The 20,980-nt window shown below is 44.9% G+C and carries 18 protein-coding genes and 1 pseudogene; 9 read left to right on the top strand and 10 right to left on the bottom strand.

Translation table 11 applies throughout. The features are described 5' to 3' along the window. Positions 1–91: 91 nt before the first annotated feature. From M4S28_RS01900 to M4S28_RS01890, 3 genes are read right to left on the bottom strand one after another with little or no spacing between them, the layout of a single operon-like run. Positions 92–1,027, bottom strand: a complete 936-nt coding sequence (locus M4S28_RS01900) for a bifunctional GNAT family N-acetyltransferase/hotdog fold thioesterase (RefSeq protein ID WP_004735591.1) — start codon at positions 1,025–1,027, stop codon at positions 92–94. Positions 1,028–1,043: 16 nt separating this feature from the next. Beyond that, positions 1,044–1,478: a D-aminoacyl-tRNA deacylase gene (gene dtd, locus M4S28_RS01895; RefSeq protein ID WP_054542071.1), complete on the bottom strand. Its 435-nt coding sequence runs from the start codon at positions 1,476–1,478 to the stop codon at positions 1,044–1,046. Then, positions 1,450–2,391 carry a virulence factor BrkB family protein gene (locus tag M4S28_RS01890; protein WP_017086963.1) on the bottom strand — a complete coding sequence of 314 codons (942 nt, stop codon included), beginning with the start codon at positions 2,389–2,391 and terminating at the stop codon, positions 1,450–1,452. The genes dtd and M4S28_RS01890 overlap by 29 nt, the downstream gene beginning before the upstream one ends. A gap of 205 nt (positions 2,392–2,596) precedes the next feature. Here M4S28_RS01890 and M4S28_RS01885 point away from each other — a divergent pair, with 205 nt between their 5' ends. Together M4S28_RS01885 and M4S28_RS01880 are read left to right on the top strand one after the other, a co-directional pair. Next, positions 2,597–3,238: a DUF2959 domain-containing protein gene (locus tag M4S28_RS01885; protein WP_249632205.1), complete on the top strand. Its 642-nt coding sequence runs from the start codon at positions 2,597–2,599 to the stop codon at positions 3,236–3,238. A gap of 20 nt (positions 3,239–3,258) precedes the next feature. Next, a pseudogene (locus M4S28_RS01880) lies at positions 3,259–3,788 on the top strand (AAA family ATPase). 359 nt (positions 3,789–4,147) lie between these two features. On the opposite strand, the gene typA reads toward M4S28_RS01880, so the two are convergent. Further along, a complete protein-coding gene (typA, locus tag M4S28_RS01875) occupies positions 4,148–5,980 on the bottom strand; it encodes a translational GTPase TypA (protein WP_004735586.1) in 1,833 nt (610 codons plus the stop codon). 564 nt (positions 5,981–6,544) lie between these two features. On the opposite strand from typA, the gene glnA reads away from it, so the two are divergent. From glnA to gepA, 5 genes are all read left to right on the top strand, one after another. Continuing rightward, positions 6,545–7,954 carry a glutamate--ammonia ligase gene (glnA, locus tag M4S28_RS01870; protein ID WP_004735585.1) on the top strand — a complete coding sequence of 470 codons (1,410 nt, stop codon included), beginning with the start codon at positions 6,545–6,547 and terminating at the stop codon, positions 7,952–7,954. Between the two features lie 226 nt (positions 7,955–8,180). After that, positions 8,181–8,750, top strand: coding sequence for a DUF4124 domain-containing protein (locus tag M4S28_RS01865; protein ID WP_249632204.1), 570 nt, complete (start codon positions 8,181–8,183; stop codon positions 8,748–8,750). Positions 8,751–8,918: 168 nt separating this feature from the next. Beyond that, on the top strand, positions 8,919–9,995 hold the full coding sequence (gene glnL, locus M4S28_RS01860) for a nitrogen regulation protein NR(II) (RefSeq protein WP_249632203.1): 1,077 nt from the start codon (positions 8,919–8,921) through the stop codon (positions 9,993–9,995). Between the two features lie 122 nt (positions 9,996–10,117). After that, complete coding sequence (gene glnG / locus M4S28_RS01855) at positions 10,118–11,521, top strand: nitrogen regulation protein NR(I) (RefSeq protein WP_017081697.1); 1,404 nt, start codon at positions 10,118–10,120, stop codon at positions 11,519–11,521. Between the two features lie 109 nt (positions 11,522–11,630). Continuing rightward, positions 11,631–14,195, top strand: a complete 2,565-nt coding sequence (gene gepA, locus M4S28_RS01850; protein ID WP_249632202.1) for a phosphodiesterase GepA — start codon at positions 11,631–11,633, stop codon at positions 14,193–14,195. Between the two features lie 91 nt (positions 14,196–14,286). Here gepA and hemN read toward each other — a convergent pair whose 3' ends face one another. The 5 genes from hemN to M4S28_RS01825 all read right to left on the bottom strand — a co-directional run bounded on the left by hemN (position 14,287) and on the right by M4S28_RS01825 (position 18,890). Further along, a complete protein-coding gene (gene hemN, locus M4S28_RS01845; protein ID WP_004735579.1) occupies positions 14,287–15,678 on the bottom strand; it encodes an oxygen-independent coproporphyrinogen III oxidase in 1,392 nt (463 codons plus the stop codon). Positions 15,679–16,024: 346 nt separating this feature from the next. Continuing rightward, positions 16,025–16,513 (bottom strand): DUF2489 domain-containing protein, encoded by a 489-nt coding sequence (locus M4S28_RS01840; protein WP_249632201.1) that lies wholly within the window; start codon positions 16,511–16,513, stop codon positions 16,025–16,027. A 6-nt stretch (positions 16,514–16,519) separates the two neighbouring features. Next, positions 16,520–17,077, bottom strand: coding sequence for a Der GTPase-activating protein YihI (yihI, locus tag M4S28_RS01835; RefSeq protein ID WP_004735577.1), 558 nt, complete (start codon positions 17,075–17,077; stop codon positions 16,520–16,522). After that, positions 17,077–17,715 carry a class I SAM-dependent methyltransferase gene (locus tag M4S28_RS01830; RefSeq protein WP_004735576.1) on the bottom strand — a complete coding sequence of 213 codons (639 nt, stop codon included), beginning with the start codon at positions 17,713–17,715 and terminating at the stop codon, positions 17,077–17,079. The genes yihI and M4S28_RS01830 overlap by 1 nt, the downstream gene beginning before the upstream one ends. Before the next feature lie 557 nt (positions 17,716–18,272). Continuing rightward, positions 18,273–18,890: a c-type cytochrome gene (locus tag M4S28_RS01825; protein ID WP_004735574.1), complete on the bottom strand. Its 618-nt coding sequence runs from the start codon at positions 18,888–18,890 to the stop codon at positions 18,273–18,275. A gap of 148 nt (positions 18,891–19,038) precedes the next feature. On the opposite strand from M4S28_RS01825, the gene yihA reads away from it, so the two are divergent. Together yihA and M4S28_RS01815 are read left to right on the top strand one after the other, a co-directional pair. Then, positions 19,039–19,698, top strand: a complete 660-nt coding sequence (yihA, locus tag M4S28_RS01820; protein ID WP_004735573.1) for a ribosome biogenesis GTP-binding protein YihA/YsxC — start codon at positions 19,039–19,041, stop codon at positions 19,696–19,698. Between the two features lie 230 nt (positions 19,699–19,928). After that, positions 19,929–20,528, top strand: a complete 600-nt coding sequence (locus tag M4S28_RS01815; protein WP_249632200.1) for a GTP-binding protein — start codon at positions 19,929–19,931, stop codon at positions 20,526–20,528. A 266-nt stretch (positions 20,529–20,794) separates the two neighbouring features. On the opposite strand, the gene spfP is transcribed toward M4S28_RS01815, so the two are convergent. Beyond that, the gene (spfP, locus tag M4S28_RS26585) at positions 20,795–20,842 is read right to left on the bottom strand and encodes a small protein SpfP (RefSeq protein WP_438356636.1); all 48 of its coding nucleotides are present in this window, start codon (positions 20,840–20,842) and stop codon (positions 20,795–20,797) included. Positions 20,843–20,980: the final 138 nt, after the last annotated feature.

Genomic DNA, 20,980 nt, shown 5'->3' with positions numbered 1-20,980 from the left:
CCTTGTATCTTTATCTGTATCTTTATCTGTATCTTTATCTGTATCTGTATCTGTATCTGTATCTGTATCTGTATCTGTTAGCCAGTGTCAGCTATACGCTTACGTTGGAGTCTGTTGATAATCGCTTTTTGTAGTCAGGGATCAGCATATAGGTTCCCGTAAACTCAACCGCTTCCACATCGCCACTGTTAATGGTCACATGAATGATGATGCGAGCTTTTCTGCCCGACGCGAGGCGATCCAAATCGCCACTGATCCCATCCAATGACGTAGATGCGACTGGGTTTTGCTCGACTGGGTGACGATAACGAATATTACTGTCTGCCAGTACGATATCACCGGTCAGCCCACGTTCTTTCATCAGTAACCAAGTCATTCCCCAACCCGTTAGAGTCGCCAAGGTAAAAGCTGAGCCAGCAAACATGGTGTTATGAGGGTTAAGGTTGGGATTCAACTGAGCGCTACACTCAAACTGATAACCCGTGTATTGGTTGATCTTGATGCCCATTTTGTCACTGATCGGGATCTGATTTTCCCAACGCTGCTGAAGCTCATTACACCATTCTGGTTTGCGCAGTACATCAGCCATTGGATCAAGAGGTTTCACCATCTGTTGGTGACGCACAGGGCCGCGTTGATCGTTAATTTCACCACGACGTTCAAACTCATTCTTCTCATAGAATGAGATCGCATCTTCACGTGCATTACACACCAAACGCTTCGCCCCTTCTTGACGTGCCAGTGACTCTAGCGCAACCAAGATAAGTGAGCCCATACCTTTACTTTGGCGAGATTTCTTCACCGCCATATAGCGAATCTGCCCCTCTAGATCTGGGGTGATATAGAGACGACCAATCGCCATCGGGCGACCTCGACCATCGACAATCATGCGATGGTGACTCATGGCATCGTATTCATCGCGCTCTGAACCTACCGGCATGCGCCAAGGTTCACGGAGCATCTGCCAGCGAAAATGGTAATACTTGTTCAGTTGATTTTCGGTGGTCGGTGTTATGAGTTTAAACATGCTTATTCCTTTAAGCCTAAACCTGCAGCCAGAATGTTACTGGGCCATCATTAACCAAAGACACTTTCATGTCGGCTGCGAATCGGCCACGTTCCGTTGGCAACACTGATTCACACTGGTCAGAGAAATAGTTGTAAAGACGCTCGGCATCTTCTGGGGGAGCGCCACGAGAAAATCCTGCTCGTGTGCCTTTCTTGGTATCGGCTGGCAGAGTGAATTGAGAAACCACAAGCACCTTGCCTTCCACCTGCTTCACATTGAGATTCATTTTATCGTCTTCATCTCCAAAGACACGATAAGTGGTCACTCGTTCCATCAAACGTTTGGCTTTGGCTTCGTCATCACCTTTTTCTACGCCTAACAAAACCAATAAGCCTTGCTCAATCTCACCCACTACTTCGCCATCAACACGGACGGCAGCTTCACTTACTCTCTGGATCAGTGCTATCACTGTTGTTTCCTTGCTCTGTGATTTTTTCTTTATCCGACGAGTGTACCATTTCTTGAGAGTCACTCCACTGTTCCTGCTCGCCCAATGCAGCAGTCACCTCAGCACCCACCAACACAATCAACCAGCACAAATACACCCAGACAAAAAGAATGGGAATCGCCGCTAATGCGCCATAAATCAATTGGTAAGAAGGGAATTGAGTAATGTAAGCCGCGAAGCCTTTCTTACTGAGTTCGAACAACAGAGCCGCAACCAGAGAGCCCGCCGCCGCATGAGAAAAGTGTATCTTTTTGTTGGGAACTAACAGATACAGACCGAAAAACGCAAAGAATGAGGTAATCAAAGGGAGCTTGCGAATCACGGTATTAAAAGCACTCGACACGACTTCGTTTTGTAACAAGTTCAATGATGTCACATACGACGTTGCAGCAATGCTCGCCCCAATCAAAATAGGTCCAAGCGTTAGCACCATCCAATACATTGAAAAGGACAACACAGCCCGACGCTTTTCTGTTACTCGCCAGATGTAGTTAAGGTTCTTATCGATGTTGGAGATCAGCATCAATGCTGCAATGAATAAGAACACACTGCCCACCGCCGTCATTTTGCCGGTATTGGCAACGAACTCGAGTAGAGCACCATGCACCGCATCTCCAGATGCTGGAACAAAGTTGGTAATAACGAAGTTTTGAATCACTAGGCCAACATCAGCAAAGACTGAAAATGACGATAAGATAGAGAGCAAAACCGTCAACATCGGTACGATCGAGAGCAAAGTAATGTACGCCAAGTAACCCGCATTCACATTGACCCTATCGTGCGTCATTCGCGCCAAAAGATAGCGGGAAAACTGAATGCTCCCTGTGACTGCGTTTTTTATCTTCAACTTGTAACTCCCTGGTAACTCGTTCATAGTCCTAATTAATATTCCGTTGTATTAATCACAGTAAGTAAGGGTTCAAAAATAGCGTAGGAAAAAGGCTTGAGAACAAGGCAGAGTTTTTTGATAAGTAGTTATTCTACAATCAAAAATTCTAACGCTGTTATCGAGCATTTTAACAAGCTAGGTTGAGCAGTTATTTACTACGATTGATATTATTTAACTATAGGAAACTAGGATGCCTTATTTAATAGTTATAGTCCTCTCTATTTTTACTCTTACTGGATGCCAATCAGCTTATTACTCCGCCATGGAGCAAGTGGGTTACCACAAGCGTGACATTATGGTCGATAGAGTGGAAGACGCTAAAGAGTCGCAGCAGGATGCTCAGGAAGAGTTTACTAGCGCACTTGAAGCCTTGAGTAGCCTGACGAACTTCAGTGGCGGCGACCTTGAAGAGATGTACAACCAAATCAACGATAAATACCAAGACAGCGAGAAAGCCGCACAAAATGTCAGTGATCGCATTGCTGCGATTGAAGACGTGTCAGATGCGCTGTTTGCAGAGTGGCAGAGCGAGTTAGACCTCTACACCAGTGCTTCACTGCGCCGTTCGAGTGAACAAAAACTGCGAGAAACCCAATCGTCTTACAAGACCATGCTTTCAGCAATGAAACGCGCCGAGAAGAAAATGGACCCGGTACTCAACACCCTTCGCGACAATACGCTTTATCTAAAGCATAACCTCAATGCGAGTGCTGTCGGTTCGTTGCAGGGCGAATTTATGAGCTTAGAAAAAGACATCGCCTACGCGATAGAACAGATGAATGCTGCAATAGCAGAATCAGATAAGTTCCTAGCGCAGCTGAACCAGAAGTAGCGCTACAGATAAAGAACACGATGCAACCTATCATTATTACTGGCGGCCCCGGAGCCGGGAAGACAACACTGATCAATACCTTGGGTGACATGGGTTACCCAACCTTCGCTGAGTCCTCTCGTCAGTTAATAGAACAGCAGAGCCAACTTGAGAACGGTATCTTACCTTGGTTCGACCTACCGGGCTTTGCTCGCCTGTGTCTCACTGTCATGAATGAGCAAAAGGAACAGGCCAACCAGCATCCGGTTGCGTTTCTCGATCGCGCCATTCCAGATATCTGCGGTTACTTAACTCAGGCAAACCTTGAGATTGACGAAATCTACCGAGAAGCTAGCCAAGGCTATCACTCACAAGCCTTGTTCTGTCGCCCTGAGGCATCGATTTATATTCAAGATGAAGTGCGCCCTTACCCCTTGAAGAAGCATTAGAGATTCACCACGCGTTGGTCAGAGTCTATCAAGAGCTTGGGTATGAGGTTGTCGAGGTGCCATTTATGTCAGTCGAAGAGCGGGCTCTATTTGTTAAAAGCCACCTAGGTATCAAAAGCTAGATCCCCACTCGGTCGTCCCTCCCTCTTGAGGATGACGAATACTTAAACGCTCTTCGTATCTCTCATCTCGTTTACCCGTATCTGAACAAACTTACCGTCATTCCCTACAGTGAAGAACGAGCGTGATAGGGAACCTCTTGGATGCCTTAAAAGAAAGATTCCAGATATCTCGTCCCTCAATTCTGGAATGACGATTAAATGAATTGGTATGGAGCATGCTCTTCGTATCTCGCCTCTCGTTTACCCGTATCTACTCCAACACCACATAAAACAAAAGCCCCGAGCAGCTAGGCTACTCGGGGCTTTCTTACTTATTCTAAAACGTATTGCTTGATAGCTAGAAGCTAGTCAGCTGGCAATTAAGCCTTAGCTGGACGTGCTGCACGCTTACGGTCGTTTTCAGTAAGAAGTTTCTTACGGATACGTACGTTTAGTGGCGTTACTTCTACTAGTTCATCTTCATCGATAAACTCAAGAGCTTGCTCTAGAGTGTGCTTGATCGGTGGAGAAAGAACTTGTGCTTCATCAGTACCAGATGCACGAACGTTCGTTAGTTGCTTACCTTTCAGACAGTTTACTGTCAGGTCGTTTGAACGGTTGTGAATACCGATTACTTGACCTTCATAAACTTCATCAGCGTGCTCTGTGAATAGACGACCACGAGCTTGAAGGAAGAACAATGCGTAAGTCAGTGCTTTACCCGTTGCGTTCGAAATTAGAACACCGTTGTTACGCTGACCAATGATACCGCCTTTGTAAGGACCGTAGTGATCGAACGAGTGGTAAATAAGACCAGAACCAGACGTCATTGTAAGGAATTCAGTTTGGAAACCGATAAGACCACGAGAAGGCATCATGAAGTCCATGCGAACACGGCCTTTACCATCTGGTGCCATATCTGTTAGCTCACCCTTACGTAGACCGATGCTTTCCATGATCGCACCTTGGTGCTCTTCAACTACATCGATAGTAACCGTTTCGAACGGTTCCATTTTCTGACCATCTTCTTCTTTGATGATTACTTCTGGACGAGATACTGCTAGCTCGAAACCTTCACGACGCATGTTTTCGATCAGGATAGAAAGGTGAAGCTCACCACGGCCTGATACGCGGAAACGGTCTGGACTTTCAGTTTCTTCAACACGTAGTGCAACGTTATGAACCAATTCTTTTTCAAGACGCTCAAGGATGTTACGTGAAGTTACAAACTTACCTTCTTTACCCGCGAACGGAGAAGTGTTTACTTGGAAAGTCATTGTTACTGTTGGTTCATCAACAGACAGTGGTTCCATTGCTTCAACATTGTTTACGTCACAGATAGTGTCTGAAATTTTCAGTTCACCAAGACCTGTGATTGCAATGATGTCGCCAGCGTTAGCTTGTTCTACTTCGTGACGCTCAAGACCTAGGTAACCAAGTACAGTACCTACTTTACCGTTACGTTTTTTGCCTTCAGCATTCACGATAGTTACTTGTTGGTTTGGCTTAACAGAACCACGAGTAACACGAGCAACACCGATAACACCTACGTAAGAGCTGTAATCAAGTTGCGAAATTTGCATTTGTAGTGGACCTTCAAGGTCAACTGCAGGTGCTTCTACTGTATCAACAACAGCTTGGAACAATGGTTCCATGTCTGTGCCAACTTCGCCTTCTTCCATTGTTGCCCAACCGTTTAGAGCTGAAGCGTAAACAACAGTAAAGTCTAGTTGCTCATCAGTCGCGCCTAGGTTGTCGAACAAGTCAAATACTTGGTCCATAACCCAATCAGGACGAGCACCAGGACGGTCAATCTTGTTGATAACAACGATTGGCTTAAGGCCGTGTGCGAAAGCTTTTTGCGTTACGAAACGAGTTTGAGGCATTGGGCCATCAACTGCATCAACGATCAGAAGAACTGAATCAACCATAGACATGATACGTTCAACTTCACCACCGAAGTCCGCGTGTCCAGGGGTATCTACGATGTTGATACGGTAATCATTCCAGTCAATTGCTGTGTTCTTAGCAAGGATTGTAATGCCACGCTCTTTTTCGATGTCATTCGAATCCATGACACGCTCTTCAGCTTCACCACGAGACTCAAGAGTGCCTGACTGTTGTAGTAGTTTATCAACCAAAGTCGTTTTACCGTGGTCAACGTGCGCGATGATCGCGATATTTCTTAACTTATCAATCTGTGGAGTAGACATGGATTCTCGATTCACTCATAAAAGGTAGCCGTCAATTATCTCAAAAGTTTGGATAATAACCGCTAGCTTGATTTAAAAAACGGTCAATAATATACCAGATTTTAGACAAAAACCCAGAAATATGTGATCTCAACCAAGGCTTTTTTCTTTATTAGCGATTCATATCCGCTTAACTTTGATTCAATACAGTATCTAACAGTCTAATTCGTAGGATTCTAAAAAAGCATCAGCCGCAAGATGGACAGCCAAATCTCCGGCAAAATAACAAAAGTGGATTGACAACTTAGGCAATTCATTGCTGAATGGTGCTCGCTTATGTTTCATATTGGTGCACAGACAAGCAGCTGCACCAACAAGGTGCACTGGAAGATCATTTTGGTGCAAAAACCAAAGTGAACGAAACAAGAAAACAAGTAAATCATTGAAATTAATGGAATAATTTTATTGGCACGTTTTTGGCTATAGATAAATCAGCATCGATTAATGCACTTATAGACATTAATCAATGCTAGTTTCAACCGAATCGAGCTAATACCGAATTAATAACACTGGAGGTTATCCAAGATGTCAGTAGAAAATGTACTATCCCTGATCCAAGAGAACGAAGTTAAATTTATCGACTTACGTTTTACTGATACAAAAGGTAAAGAGCAGCACATCTCTATTCCTTCTCACCAAGTTGATGCAGACTTCTTCGAAGAAGGTAAAATGTTTGACGGCTCTTCAGTAGCTGGTTGGAAAGGCATTAACGAATCTGACATGGTAATGATGCCAGACGCAGCTTCAGCTGTACTGGACCCATTCACAGAAGATGCAACGCTAAACATCCGTTGTGACATCCTTGAGCCTGCAACAATGCAAGGCTACGACCGTGACCCACGCTCTATCGCTAAGCGTTCTGAAGAATACCTACGTTCTACGGGTATCGCAGACACAGTACTAGTTGGTCCAGAGCCAGAATTCTTCCTATTCGATGACGTTAAGTTCTCAAACGACATGTCTGGTTCTTTCTTCAAGATTGATGATGTAGAAGCAGCTTGGAACACAGGTTCTGACATCGAAGGCGGTAACAAAGGTCACCGTCCTGGCGTTAAAGGCGGTTACTTCCCAGTAGCTCCTGTAGATTCATCTCAAGACATCCGTTCAGCAATGTGTCTAGTAATGGAAGAGATGGGCCTAGTAGTTGAAGCTCACCACCACGAAGTAGCAACTGCGGGTCAAAACGAAATCGCAACTCGCTTCAACACGCTAACAACAAAAGCGGATGAGACTCAAATCTACAAGTACGTTGTACACAACGTTGCTCACGCATTTGGTAAAACAGCGACATTCATGCCTAAGCCACTGGTTGGTGACAACGGTTCTGGTATGCACGTTCACCAATCTCTAGCAAAAGACGGCGTTAACCTGTTTGCTGGTGATAAGTACGGCGGCCTATCTGAAATGGCGCTTTACTACATCGGTGGTGTAATCAAGCACGCTCGTGCAATCAACGCATTTGCTAACCCATCAACGAACTCGTACAAGCGTCTTGTACCTGGTTTTGAAGCTCCGGTAATGCTTGCTTACTCAGCACGTAACCGTTCTGCTTCTATCCGTATCCCAGTAGTACCAAGCCCGAAAGCACGTCGTATCGAGCTACGTTTTGGTGACCCAGCAGCGAACCCATACCTATGTTACTCAGCAATGCTGATGGCTGGCCTTGACGGTATCAAGAACAAGATCCACCCAGGCGAAGCTATGGATAAAGATCTATACGACCTTCCAGCAGAAGAAGCGGCTGAAATCCCAACCGTTGCTGAATCTCTAGAAGTAGCACTTAAAGCGCTAGACGACGATCGTGAGTTCCTAACAGCTGGCGGCGTATTCTCTGACGATTTCATTGATTCTTACATCACACTGAAATCTGACGACGTACAACGCGTGAACATGGCAACACACCCACTTGAGTTTGAACTGTACTACTCAGTTTAATCTCCTGTAGAGATAAGCCATTTCTTACTGCAACCTTGTAAGAATCGCTGACTAAATATTAGGCTCGCCTCGCAGGCGGGCCTTTTTTATATACTCCCTCCCCCTGCTTCCTCGTACCATACCTTAAACAAAAGCCTTCAGAGGCTGCTGCTATAAATACAATAAAATCAATAACAAAACCAACGCCAAACGTGAAATCACCTAGCGGTGAAAAGAGGCTAAAGATATGAAAAATATACTGTTCCTGATCGGGTTAACAGTCGCACTCTCGTGCTCTGCTCAAACGGTGTATACCTGGGTGGATGAGGATGGTGTTCTCCACTTTAGTGATACCCCTACCGACCAAGATGCCAAATCTCTTCGCCTACCGGATGTGCAAGCTTCTGCACCGGCTCCTAAATTTGAAGCCTCGACTCCCGTTGACGCTGCTGCTTCATCTACAACTAAAACGGTAATGCCAGCTCAGGCTCAGGAAGAAACAAAAACCACGAAACGCGAGGCGCCAGCTCAACTAACACTTATTATGCTGACTCCCATTCATGATCAAACCATCCGTAGCAACCGTGGCTTCATCCCCATTCAAATCGAACTCAACCGAAAGTTAGGTATTGGTGAGCAGTTACAATTAATGCTCGATGGCCGTCGCTATGGTGCCCCACAAACCCAACCTAATTGGGAACTGAAAGGTATCGATCGAGGCACTCACACCATTGCAATTCAAGCACATAGAAGCGGCAAGCTTATTGCATCTACTAGTCCAGTCACTGTGTATTTACACCGAGCGACGATCAAGTAGGCCAATGTGTTAAAAGAGACTGAATTACCTAGATTTTTCACCTAATCTCAGCCGCTTTTAGCACCTTTAATGAATTATCTTTAGCTTCTGATTGATATGCGCCATACTTGAACTTAGCTACGCACCAATTTGGTGCAGTGAGAAAAACACCAGTTCAAGGACGAAATAGTGAATCGATCAGCCAAAAGCGACAGCATAGATACACATCATCTTTCCAGCGCCATTCTCGACAACATGGTGACCTCAACATTGATGCTCGATGAGCAACTGTATGTCCGATACGCCAACCCGGCGGCTGAACAACTCTTTTCACAAAGCGCGCGACGCATCGTCGATCACCCATTGAGCCAACTCATCCAACACGCCTCACTGGATTTGGCGCTTCTGACGCAACCGCTACAAAGTGGCCAGAGCATTACCGACAGTGACGTTACCTTCGTTGTTGATAACCGCCCACTGATGCTTGAAGTCACGGTTAGCCCAATCTCTTGGCAACGAGAGACGCTGTTATTGGTTGAGATGCGCAAGATAGACCAGCAAAGACGCCTCAGCCAAGAGCTCAACCAACACGCACAACAACAAGCAGCTAAGCTGTTGGTGCGCGGGTTAGCACATGAGATTAAGAACCCACTCGGTGGCTTAAGAGGTGCGGCGCAGTTACTTGGTAAAATGCTTCCTGATCAGTCTCTTAATGAATATACGCAGATCATTATTGAGCAAGCCGACCGCCTAAGAGCCTTAGTTGATCGCCTTCTTGGTCCACAAAAGCCAGGAACAAAGTCGGAAGAAAATCTCCACCAAATACTCGAAAAAGTAAGACAGCTCGTCGAGCTCGAATCGGGTTCAACACTCGTCATCGAACGAGATTACGACCCGAGCTTACCGGACATTCTGATGGATTCAGCTCAGGTTGAACAAGCGATGCTCAATATCGTCAGCAATGCTGCACAGATTTTAAAAACTCAGGAATTAGGGAAAATCACCATCCGCACCAGAACGGTGCATCAAGCCAACATTCATGGCCAACGACACAAGCTCGCCGCTCGTATAGAGATCAGCGATAACGGCCCCGGCATCCCTGATGAATTAAAAGACACGCTGTTTTACCCAATGGTCAGCGGACGAGAGGGTGGCACAGGGCTGGGACTATCGATTTCTCAAAACCTGATCGATCAGCACAATGGAAAAATTGATGTTGAGAGCTGGCCGGGTAACACCACATTCACGATTTACCTACCCATTTAGGCCAACAGAACCTCGCGATTGGACAGCGAGACGAAAGGCTTAACTCGGTAACACAAAGATTAAAGACATCATAAAAACAACAATGATTATCACAATAGATTTGGCTGCAAAGGAATTGAATTATGAGTAAGGGATACGTTTGGGTCGTCGATGACGACAGCTCTATCCGCTGGGTAGTAGAAAAAACACTGTCATCGGCAGATATAAAGTGCGAAACATTTGCGGACGCAGAGAGCGTCTTGCTTGCTCTTGAGCGCGAAACACCCGATGTTTTGGTGTCCGACATTCGCATGCCTGGCATTGACGGGATTGAGCTGTTACACCAAGTTCACCAGCGCTCTCCCGACCTGCCAGTGATCATTATGACCGCGCACTCAGACCTAGATGCAGCGGTGAACGCTTATCAAAAAGGGGCTTTTGAGTATCTGCCTAAGCCGTTTGATATTGATGAGACACTGACTCTAGTAGAGCGAGCCATCGCACACAGCCAAGAGCAAAAGCGAGAACAAGCCAGCGAAGTAGCCGAAGAAACCAACGCACCAGAAATCATTGGTGAAGCACCGGCAATGCAGGAAGTTTTCCGAGCTATTGGTCGTTTGTCTCGTTCATCCATTTCGGTTCTTATTAATGGTGAATCGGGGACTGGTAAAGAATTAGTCGCGCACGCACTGCATCGCCACAGCCCAAGAGCTAAAAAGCCATTCATTGCGTTAAACATGGCGGCAATCCCTAAAGACTTGATCGAATCAGAGCTGTTTGGCCACGAGAAAGGCGCCTTTACTGGCGCTAACAGTGTTCGCCAAGGGCGATTCGAACAAGCCAACGGCGGTACTCTGTTTCTTGATGAAATAGGCGATATGCCACTCGATATTCAGACTCGACTACTGCGCGTGCTTTCTGATGGTCAATTTTATCGCGTCGGTGGACATTCTGCGGTTAAGGTTGATGTTCGTATCGTTGCAGCAACCCACCAAGATCTTGAGCGCTTGGTGCATGACGGTGGTTTCCGTGAAGACCTTTTCCATCGACTGAACGTTATCCGAATCCATATTCCGGCACTGCGCGAACGTAAACAGGACATTGAAAAGCTGACTCACCACTTCCTAGCATCCGCCGCTGAAGAGCTTGGTGTAGAAGTGAAGACACTGCACTCAGAGACCATCATGAAGCTCAATCAGCTAAATTGGCCGGGTAACGTACGTCAGCTTGAGAATATCTGTCGTTGGCTCACAGTCATGGCGAGCGGCAGTGAAATACTCCCTTCAGACTTGCCTCCAGAACTGTTGGAAGAAAAAGTGGTGACGACCTCAGGGACTGGAGACAACTGGCAACAACTGCTCGCTAATTGGGCAAAATGTGCGCTTGATTCAGGAGAAAAAGAGCTACTAACTTATGCGCTGCCAGAGTTTGAACGTATACTGCTAGAGGCTGCACTCAACCATACCAATGGTCATAAACAGGATGCAGCCAAGGTTTTAGGTTGGGGAAGAAACACCCTAACCCGTAAACTAAAAGAACTGTACTAGACCTTATATGACTCTCGATGCAGCTACTTTTTTAACCAAAAAAGTGTCGCTTGGTTTGAATAGTGTCGGTACAATTAAGGTATGCCATTCACTAAAGTTGTAGCTAAAGATGTCTTTGAAAACACAAATTACCTTGAGAACTGCTGTGGTTCTGCCATTCGTGATGATTTTTCTGTTCACTATGAGCGTAATGGTTTTCACTCAAAAGCAAAGCTACAAAGAGATGGTGAGTGATGTTAGTGCACGCCAACTAACATCACTTACTGACCATGTTCATCAAAGCCTGTCCAACTTTTTAGAAAAGCCATTTCACGCGAACCTCTCGCTCAGCCATAACATCGGCTACCACCACCTTTACCAAGCGGGAAACCTTAGCAAGGTCCAAGACTACATTCTTTATACGTTTTCAGACCATTTCACTGCTATACCTCAACTCGATGTGATCGGCTTTGGTTCTGAAGATGGTAACTATGTCGGTTTTCGTAAAGAAGCTAACAACGGCTATACCTTGATGGTACAAGACGAGCGTACTAGCGATCAGCTGGTCATTTACCGTGGCAGCAAGATCAGCGAAGACATTCGATCTGTGATTTCAGGTTACGACCCGAGAGTCCGCCCTTGGTACACACCCGTTGCGACGCAAAAAAAGGCTGTATGGTCGCCAATTTATGCCAATGCAGATGAACGCCAAGAGATCACCTTATCTGCCCTCGCCCCTATCTATGATGACAACGAATTCAAAGCCGTCGTCGTTAGCGACATTAAGATCAATACCTTCAATGCATTTCTCAAAGAACTCAAAGATAAAACGGATGCCTCTGTTTATATCATTGATAAGCAGCAACGCTTGGTCGCTCACTCGGGCGGAGGTAGCGTGGTCTCTTGGGGAACAGGGAAAACCAATAAGGGCCAACGCTTACTGGCATCAGAGAGTGCTAACCCGGTAATACGTGAAAGTGCTAGCTACGTAGACCAATTTCACCTAATCGATAATTTGGGCGTGCAGCGCTTTAGCTTTCGCCTAGACAACGAACGATACTTCAACCAGATCACCCCTTATGAAGATGAGCACGGCATCACTTGGTTTATTGGTATGTCGATCCCTGAAAGCAACCTACTCGGTGAATTACCTGAAAACCAAAGAAACAGTTGGTTGCTCGGGCTAGCGCTGAGTTGCATTGGTGTCATTGCTGGGTTAATTGCCTTTAATCGCGTAACCCAACCCATCACCTCAACAGCGGATGCGGCAAAGCGTCTTGCTAAAGGCGATTGGGACACGAGCATGCCAAAGACAGGGCATATCTATGAAACCAGCATGTTGGTGGAGTCATTCAATGAAATGGCCAACAACTTAAAGGCTTCCTTTCAAGCATTACAGTCTCAGCTTACCTATGACTCATTAACCAAGCTATACAGCCGCGAAGGCTTTATCGACGCTGCCAAGAAAAACCCTGCAAACGAAAAAGGCACACTTTATTTAGTGGGTATTGATCGCTTCCGAGACATCAATGACAGCCTTGGTCATTACAATGGTGACCAATTGCTTATCATTGCGGCCGCTCGTTTAAGAGGCACATTGCCATCCGAGTACCTATTAGCTCGCACTGGCGGTGATGAATTCGCCATTTACGCCCCGAACGTCATCCAAAGCGAGGAAGCTCAACTACTGACTAATCGCTTGCTTCAAACCTTTGCTTCCCCATTTTCAATGGAATCAGAAAGTGTCGTCATTAAGGTATCGATGGGCGTCGTCGGTGTATCTAACGTCCACGACATTGCGCTATTGCTGCGTAGTAGTAGCATTGCTTTGAGCAACGCAAAACAAGACAAAGCTAGTGTCAGCATTTACAGCCCTGAGATGGGTAAAGCATCAAGACATCGCACTAAGATGCTGGCGCGGATGAACCGAGCGATTGAGCTTCAACAGTTCGAACCCTTCTATCAACCTATTATTGATCTAGAATCCGGATCGACCATTGGAGCTGAAGCTCTAGCACGCTGGATAGCCGATGAAGGCGTAATTTCACCACTTGAATTCATTCCTCTCGCTGAGGAGAGCGGGCTGATTTACGATATCGGCAAGCAAATTCTACATAAGTCGTGTCGAGATACTGCCATCGCGATTGAGTCAGGAAAATGGAGCAAGGACTTCTCTATTCACGTCAACCTGTCGGTCGATCAACTGAGTGAAAGTGGCTTTGTTGAACAAGTAAAAGGCACGCTACGTGACACCAAGCTACCAGCAAGCAACCTAACACTTGAGATCACTGAGTCACGCATCGTCGACAATGACCCAGCCATCATCGATAATATGCTGACGCTAAAAGCATTAGGCATCTCGATTGCAATTGATGACTTTGGTACCGGCTATTCGTCACTGGCTTATTTACACAAACTGCCATTTGATTGCTTAAAGATCGATCGTAGCTTCGTCAGCAAGCTCGAAAAAGAGAACCTAGACAGCTCAATCGTCGCGGCCATCGTTAACATCACCAAAGGTTTCAAAGTGAGCTTAGTGGCAGAAGGCGTTGAAACACAGCAACAGGCAGAACTCCTCAAGCAATTAAAATGCCCACTGGCTCAAGGGTTCTTATACAGTCGTCCTGTTCCGTTTGATCAGTGGCCAACCGACCTGACTAACACCAAACAAAGCACCAAAAAGGGTGTCACCTAGTACGGTAGAAAGTCTTCTGTTAGCAAGACACAGATACAAAAATGCCAGCATGATGCTGGCATTTTTTATGTTTCTATTCTCAATCGAGCGATTAGATCACGCGAGAGAACTGCTGTTGACGAGCCTTAGCACGTAGGTATTTATCGAAACACATACAGATGTTACGAATCAACAAACGGCCACGCAAAGTCACGCGGATTTCTTTGTCGTCGACTTCAACTAACTCATCGTTGATGAAGGTTTGCAGTAGCCCTAAATCTTCTTTGAAGTAACGATTAAAGTTAACCGAGAACTCAGATTCGATCATGGTTTTATCAAGCTTAAAGTTACAGATAAGCTGTTTGATCACTTCACGACGTAGAAGGTCGTCACTGTCTAGAGCAACACCTTTCCAAAGCGCGTGGCGCAGGTCATTCACTTGAGCGTAGTACTTCTTCAGCTCTTTCTGGTTTTGAGCGTAAGCATCACCGACCATTGAGATAGCAGAAACACCGAAACCAATTAGGTCAGCTTCACCTTGGGTCGTGTAGCCTTGGAAGTTACGATGCAGAATACCTTCACGCTGTGCTACTGCTAGCTCGTCTTCAGGCAGAGCAAAGTGATCCATACCAATAAACTGGTAGCCCGCGCCCGTTAAAGTCTCAATGGTATCTTGGAGGATTGCCATTTTCTCTTTTGGTTCAGGTAGGTCTTCATCTTTAATCTTACGCTGCGCGGCAAACAGTTGCGGCATGTGTGCGTAGTTAAATACCGATAAACGACCCGGTTTCATTTCTAACACTTGCTTCAATGTTTCCGCGAACAAAGCTTGAGTCTGCTTTGGTAGGCCGTAGATCAAGTCAAGGTTGGTAGAACGGAAGCCTAGCTCTTTCGCGCGTTTAACCATCGCAATGATGAACTCTTCATCTTGCTCGCGGTTAACCAGTTTCTGCACTTCTTTATTGAAGTCTTGTACACCAATGCTCAGGCGGTTGAAACCTTCGTTACGCAGGTGGTCAAGTACGTCTAGCTCAATCTCACGCGGGTCAACTTCAATACTGATTTCAGCGTCAGCAGTGAAATTAAATTCCTCACGCAGAATCATCATCAAGCGAGTAATTTGTGTTTTGGTCAAGAACGTTGGCGTACCACCACCGAAGTGCAATTGCGTCACTTCACGGCCATTCAACAAAGAGGCGCGCTGGCGGATTTCATGTTCAATCACATCTAAGTACTCATCCGCTTTATGCGAGTGACGAGTAATGACTTTATTACAACCACAGTAGTAACAAAGCTTATGACAGAACGGGATATGCACGTAAAGAGAGAGTGGACGCTCAGGGTACTGAGTACACGCCATGTCGTAATCAGCGACGGTAAACGCTTCATGAAACTCCAACGCTGTTGGATATGAAGTGTAACGAGGTCCCGAATAGTTGTACTTGTTTAAGATCTCTTGATCCCAAACGATTTGCTGATTCGTTGTTACTGGCTTGCTCGACATAGCGGTAATTCCAATTTAGATCCGCGAGAACCTAAGGTCTCTCAAATCATTTTACATACATTAAAATATAGACGGGTTATTTTGCCACACGACCAGTAAGGTCGTTCCAAGACAAAATCAATTTTTCAGACAAAAACTCAGAACTGCTAGCTTGATCACTAACAAAGCGTCGGGATTAACGAGACGCAAAAGGTAAGAAGGCTCATTTAACATCGTCTATTAAAAGACAAGGCGACTTAAAAACAAGATGCATTTAGGAAAAAAAATCTTAAATGCATAGGTATTAAAAGCAGCGCATCTTAAAACGGAATGTTAAACAAGCCTCTATATTTAAAAGTCTTAGTGACTAGATCATCTGAATGTTGATTTGGTTGTTGAGAGGCTTAACCTTCTCCTGCAACCTTTTCAAATCTTCAATGACCGCATCATTCAAGCGAGTCTCCGCCTTATGGCGTGTGAGATTCTGCTGCATGCGCTCTCTCTTCGTCAGTTCCTGCCTTCCGTCTCCGCGAGCCATATCTTTTACGATATGGTACAGCTCAGAAAGAGCAGGATACTCAGAATCAAAATCGACACGCTCATCACCCTGAACGTTATCCATAATGATACACACTCGGATACTGATCTCAGGTAAGTCACACTGGCCTTGAATACCCGCTAAGCACAAAGTATTTACGTTTTCGTAAATCGTCGCGTTACGTTTTTCAATGGCAAGTGCTTGATGCTGCTTTTGCAACTCCGTCTGCTTCTTCACTTGAAGTAGAAGGTAACCTGCGTAAGAGCCCAAGCCGAGAATGATAATTCCACCAGCAATTGCTAATAAGGTTACGTTCATTGGCTATTAACCTTTAAAGCTGTCTAAGTCGAAATCTTCGAATTGAGATAGCAAGTCTTCGTCAGAGCTTGCTTTCTTCTTAGATGCAACCGGTGCTTCTTCGAAGATCTCTTCTTCATCGTCTTCTGGTTCTAGCAGACCTAAGCGGCCCATTAGGTGTTCGATACGATCAAGTTTCTCATCAACAAACTTCTGCAGACCAGCACCTAGGTTTTCACCATTTTCGATACGATCTAGCAATGTGTTCAGTTGAGCATCATTCTCAAGCATCTCTAACTCTTGTTCGTTAGATAGCTTGCGTTCTTGTTTCGTCGACTTCTTCGCTGGTTCAACAATCAGCGGGATTTTTTTCTTGCTGCCTAAACGAGGGTCGCGAGCTAGTGCAGCTTTACGCTGTTTTGCTTCGCTACCATCTGAGTGACGGCTGCCCGACTTAAGGCCTTTACGCTTTTTAACACGCTTACGTTCACGACCTTCAACATCAGATTCACTACGGTTACGAGTAACCATAGGTTCCGGAGCGCCAAGTGCTCCCGGTTTTCTTGATTTCTTACTACGACCCATTACTGCACTTTCCTCAGTAAAATTACATCATTTCCAAAAAATTCTAGTTCGAGCTTATCCCGCTCTGCCAAAAACTGGAATGTTTGACGACTAAAGAAGACGACATGTGTCGGGTCATTCTTGTAGTGCCAACCAGCAAACGCGTCTACGTCTATTACTAGTTTAGTCATAAGACCAATCCAGCCCTTGGGTTTAACTAAATTCAACCATTGCTGCCACACTTTGTCTGGGTGATAAAGATGCTCTATCACCTCCGTGGCAGTCATAAAGTCATACGTTTTTTCCAACACAGAAGCTTCTGGGTGGTAATAGATATCGTACAACTCCATGGTGTGTCCGGCTTCTTCTAACATAATAGATAGCGTAGGGCCTGGGCCACAACCAAAATCCAACCCGTGTGAGTTAGATGAAATTTTGTCTGTTAGTGGATCCGCGATGCGAGATAGAAAACGGCGATAGCCTGCATCACTAGGATCGTTCTCATGGAGATCATAGTGTGCTTTCTCTTCTTTTGCTTCTAACCTTTGTTCAGGTTTAACAAATACCAGTTCACATTGCTGACATTGCAGATAGGCTCTGCGTTTGTCTTCAAAATAGTGATTCACGCCTTGGTGATGGCATAAGGGACAAGTATACATAGCACATCCTTAAACAGGGATGCGAAACATACCAGAAACTGAGTTTATAGTGGAGAGGTATTGGGTGTTTTTTCATCAAATCAATAAAAAAAGCGATAGGAAAACCTATCGCTCTCTAAATCTGCCTATATCGGCCAAAATTTGCATACTCAACTTGGTACACAAATCTCCATTTGTTATTGGTGCTTTCCATGCCAAATTTGTTTGTTGTTCATCGTCCTGATGAGTTTTGGCTATCCTTTTCTAACACCTTGTTGCTGGGCTGTCCTAGCCTGATCCGTTTCTGTCTATACCGTTAGACTAGATGACCATCCGTATCTAAGTCAGCTCCTAGCTGATGGCCGTTACTTTACCGTGTTACAAAAAGACTACAAGAGTTCAAGCTCACACTTTTGTACACAAATCGATCACACATTGATAAATCAGACATCAACGCAAAACATATTAATAAAACCAATACAAAAGAAAACGCCCCGACCATTACTGATCGGGGCGTCTCTTCAATCTCGCTCGAGCGTACATTTCTTTACTCTGGCTAAGAGCAAGAAACCGACATATTAGTGTAAACCACCAACGTACTTCGATAAGGTATCAATATCTGCGTCTGTTAACTTTTTAGCTACATCACGCATCATCGCATTCATGTCGTTATTACGGCTACCATCGCGGAATTTCTCAAGTTGAGCCTTGATGTAATCTGCGTGCTGGCCTGAAATCTTAGGGAAACCAGAAAGTTCGGTACCGTTACCACGTGGACCGTGACAAGCAATACACGCCGTTACGCCGCGTTCTGCGTTACCCGCGGTGTAAAGAACCTTACCTTCATCTACTACGTTCTCAGGAGTAGAGTTACTAGAGATAGGTAGCGATGCGTAGTACGCCGCTAGGTCAGCCATATCTTCTTCAGATAAAGACATCGCCATTGCACCCATTACAGGTTCATTACGACCTTGCTTACCACCACTAGTCATACCGAGCTTAAGCTCTTTTAACTGCTTCTCTAGGTACTTCTCATGTTGACCAGCCAGCTTAGGGTACTGAGTGATCAGACTGTTGCCGTCAGCACCGTGGCAGGCAACACATGTTTGTGATTTGGCTTTACCAGCTTCAATACTACCTTGAGCCCATACTGAGCAGCTGGCTAAAAGACTCAAAATTAGCGCTAATTTCTTCATGACATTCCATTATAATTATCAAGCTTCCAGTACCACTCTATGTTGCCACTCATGGTACAATAGGCGACCTTATGCCGAGCACGGTTATTTTACACAAATTCACAAAAAAGTAATCAATCGACTACACAAAGTCGAGATGGAGTTAACAGTGAGCGTAAAAATTCATTATCAAAACACGCATTTCATTACCAGTGCACCTGATATTCGTCATTTACCAGAAGACGAAGGGATCGAAATTGCGTTTGCAGGACGCTCCAATGCTGGTAAATCTAGCGCGCTAAATCGCGTTACAAACCAAAAAGGCTTGGCGAAAACCAGTAAAACACCCGGTCGAACTCAGCTAATTAACCTATTTAAGGTAACGGACGGTTGTCATATCGTCGATTTACCAGGATATGGCTTTGCTCAAGTCCCGCTTGAGATGAAGAAAAAATGGCAGAAGTCGCTAGGCGAATACCTACAACGACGTGAAAGCCTGAAAGGTTTAGTGGTATTGATGGATATCCGTCACCCAATGAAAGACCTTGACCAACAAATGATCTACTGGGCTATCGATAGCCGCATCCCAGTACAAGTTTTGTTAACAAAAGCAGACAAACTGAAAAGTGGTGCGCGTAAAGCACAGCTACTGAAAATCCGTAATGATGCGAAATCTTTCGGTGGTGATGTTGCGGTTGATGTCTTCTCTTCAATGAAGGGTATCGGCGTTGATCAACTGCGTGCCAAGATGGATGAGTGGTTTGCCCCAGTGTTTGCTGATCAGATCATTGATGAGCTAGCGGACGAAGAGCACAACGACTCAGAGTAGTTCTTCTATCTATAGCTTTATCTATAATTAGAAGTTAAAGCACTTACAGCAAGTGATTTAGCCTTATTAATACCCTTCCTTATATAGGTGGGGTATTTTTTTGCCCAAAAATTAGTGAGTTAAACCTAAGTCTTGAGAATTAAAGACAAGATTAATCGGTTAGAAACGAGAGAAGTGAACCATACTAAAAGACACATCTAAATAAACAGAACAATGAGAAAGGAATACTCATGTGGAAAACACCGTTGGCCATCATTGTACTAATGCTGGTCTCATTGACAGGGTTCGCCTCTGAAGCAGAACAAGAACAAGCCCCACTGATCAATGTTGATATGACCTTGGACTTGGATGGTATGGAAAAATACGCTCAAGATGCGAGTGAGTCTCTTGAGGTGATATCGCAATCTTTGCAGGCGATCGTCAACAACCCCAACCTTAGTGAAGACCAACAACAAGCTCTGAACCAAACCGTTGAAAGCATCAACAAGCTTGCGAGCTCTACCAAAACATCACTCAATCAACTCCCACAAGCCTTAGACCAATCTCGACTCGCCTTTAAAAAGACCAGTCAAATGCTGTTGGATGATATTCAGACCAAGATCATCATTGCGTTAGCAGCCGTTATCGCTGTCATTGTTATCGCTTTGACTGCTATCTACCTACTCATCCTAAAACCCATGCAGCAAACCTTGGTGAAAGCGACCAACAATATCTCTTCTATGGCGCAATCCATCCAAATCACCGCCGAAGCGCTGAAATACAGTACTGAGAAACAACAAGAAATCATGGATTACATTGAGCATTCACCCACTCAATACACTGATAAATAAGGTGTGAATGATCAATCCTTTATCGGCAACTTGTAAAATAAAAGTTATTTTAAATGATAAAACAATCAAATTAGAGACGGATTTAAATTACCAAATGCTGATCGAGTTCCAGCTCTAAGGCAAATCAGGTGTTTATCACTGTGCTTGAGAAAGCGTAAGAAAAGACACTAAAAAGGGCGGGTTTACGGGAGTAATAGTAGGTTAGAAATATTTTTATTTCGCACAAGAAAAAACGCCCCAGTCAAATACTGACTGGGGCGGCTGAATCAGCCTAATCCAATAACGTGAAACAAAAGGTCTGAAAGATAGAACATCTTACCTCTGTACCCTACAAGATTTAATGTACAACAATTGCTCAGAAATGAAAACAATTTTTGTAGTTTTTTTTCATGAATGTTTTATTAAAACACCTAAATTCCTCTTACAGCTCAACTTTATTCGAGACAAAAAAA

This window comes from Vibrio sp. J383, from assembly GCF_023503985.1.
Lineage (GTDB): Bacteria > Pseudomonadota > Gammaproteobacteria > Enterobacterales > Vibrionaceae > Vibrio > Vibrio splendidus.
Note: the sequence above shows the minus strand (reverse complement) of the source record. Positions and strands in the feature narration are given on the sequence as shown.

What these genes read in the sequence shown, in the direction of transcription:
- M4S28_RS01840 (WP_249632201.1), bottom strand. Translation starts at nt 16,513, where the DNA reads ATGAACGTAACCTTATTAGCAATTGCTGGTGGAATTATCATTCTCGGC.
- M4S28_RS01885 (WP_249632205.1), top strand. Translation starts at nt 2,597, where the DNA reads ATGCCTTATTTAATAGTTATAGTCCTCTCTATTTTTACTCTTACTGGA.
- typA (WP_004735586.1), bottom strand. Translation starts at nt 5,980, where the DNA reads ATGTCTACTCCACAGATTGATAAGTTAAGAAATATCGCGATCATCGCG.
- yihI (WP_004735577.1), bottom strand. Translation starts at nt 17,077, where the DNA reads ATGGGTCGTAGTAAGAAATCAAGAAAACCGGGAGCACTTGGCGCTCCG.
- M4S28_RS01815 (WP_249632200.1), top strand. Translation starts at nt 19,929, where the DNA reads ATGTGGAAAACACCGTTGGCCATCATTGTACTAATGCTGGTCTCATTG.
- gepA (WP_249632202.1), top strand. Translation starts at nt 11,631, where the DNA reads ATGTCTTTGAAAACACAAATTACCTTGAGAACTGCTGTGGTTCTGCCA.
- M4S28_RS01865 (WP_249632204.1), top strand. Translation starts at nt 8,181, where the DNA reads ATGAAAAATATACTGTTCCTGATCGGGTTAACAGTCGCACTCTCGTGC.
- glnG (WP_017081697.1), top strand. Translation starts at nt 10,118, where the DNA reads ATGAGTAAGGGATACGTTTGGGTCGTCGATGACGACAGCTCTATCCGC.
- M4S28_RS01900 (WP_004735591.1), bottom strand. Translation starts at nt 1,027, where the DNA reads ATGTTTAAACTCATAACACCGACCACCGAAAATCAACTGAACAAGTAT.
- M4S28_RS01890 (WP_017086963.1), bottom strand. Translation starts at nt 2,391, where the DNA reads ATGAACGAGTTACCAGGGAGTTACAAGTTGAAGATAAAAAACGCAGTC.
- M4S28_RS01830 (WP_004735576.1), bottom strand. Translation starts at nt 17,715, where the DNA reads ATGTATACTTGTCCCTTATGCCATCACCAAGGCGTGAATCACTATTTT.
- glnA (WP_004735585.1), top strand. Translation starts at nt 6,545, where the DNA reads ATGTCAGTAGAAAATGTACTATCCCTGATCCAAGAGAACGAAGTTAAA.
- M4S28_RS01825 (WP_004735574.1), bottom strand. Translation starts at nt 18,890, where the DNA reads ATGAAGAAATTAGCGCTAATTTTGAGTCTTTTAGCCAGCTGCTCAGTA.
- hemN (WP_004735579.1), bottom strand. Translation starts at nt 15,678, where the DNA reads ATGTCGAGCAAGCCAGTAACAACGAATCAGCAAATCGTTTGGGATCAA.